1 protein-coding gene is annotated in these 1,176 nt (G+C 70.7%); it reads right to left on the minus strand.

The window, feature by feature from the left end; translation table 11 throughout:
• The coding region (locus AC2CGI_RS24055; protein WP_484593984.1) for an autotransporter outer membrane beta-barrel domain-containing protein at positions 1-1,176 on the minus strand (1,176 nt) is incomplete at both ends.

Genomic DNA, 1,176 nt, shown 5'->3' on the forward strand with positions numbered 1-1,176 from the left:
TGGTTCTGCGACAGCAGCCCGCCGTAGCCCAGCGACAGCGAGGCGTTCTCGTTCACCGCCACTTCCGCCCCCGCCTTCAGCACCATGCCGTCGCGCGACACCGGCACGCTGTCCACCACGAACGGCGCGTTGCCGCCGTTGAACCGCAGCCCGGTGCCACGCTCCAGCCCGCCGTACTGGTGTTGCCACCCCAGCTCGCTGCGCAGCGCCACCGTCGTGCCCGGGCTCACCTGCCACGCGGTGTCCGCGCGCAGCCCCAGCGTCGACATCGTCGCGTCGGTGTGCTGCTTGTCGCCGCGCAGCGCCGCTGCGCCGCCGCTTTCCGCGATGCCGTTGTTTTCAAAGTTCACGTACGCCAGGTTGACGAACGGCTCCAGGTTCAGCCACTCACCCTTCACGCTGTAACCCGCTTCCGCGAACAGCTGCTCGGTGCGCGCGCTGTACTTCGCCGTGTCGCGGTCCGACTGCATCCCGTAGTTCACCGACCGTTTGGTGTCGATGCGGTGCCAGGTATAGCCCGCCCCGCCGCGCAGCGCCAGCGCCCCGAACTGCTTGTCGCCGTACGCCGCCAGGTGGTAGTTGTCGCTGTCCGCCTTCGACCCGTACCCGCCGTGCAGCGAGGTGCGGGTGTAGCCGGTCGCCACCCCCAGCCGCCAGTCGGCCGCCGCCGCCGAGTCCAGCCCCACCAGCACCCCGTAGGTCGAGGCCTGATAGCCCGTGGCGTTGGCGTCGCCCGACGCATGGTCCCACGCCCCCAGCAGCTGCGCCCAGGCGCCGTCCTCGTCCGCCTTGATGGCCGACGAGCTCGCCAGCCCTTCCGCCTGACGCAGACGCCCGTTCAGCGCCTCACGCAGGTAGCGGCTGTCGTTCACCAGCGCCGACGCGATGTCCGCATGGATTTGCCCCGACAGCTGGCGGAACGCCTGCCGCGCCTCGCCCGCCGTGCCGCTGTTGAGAATGCTCTCGTACACCGGGTTGCCCGCCGCCAGCGCATCCGCCGCCGCCGCCACCGCCCGCTCGTTCGCCGTCTGCGCCACGCTGGCGAAGCTTGTGCCGTTGCGCCCGACGCTCAGCGTCACCCCATTCGGCTGGTAGCTCAGCCCGGTGCCGAGGAACAGGTAGTTCGGCGCCACCGCGTCAAACTGCCCGCTCACCCCCTGCTGCGCCGTCAGGATG

The organism is Serratia sp. LSHTC3, from assembly GCF_057197125.1.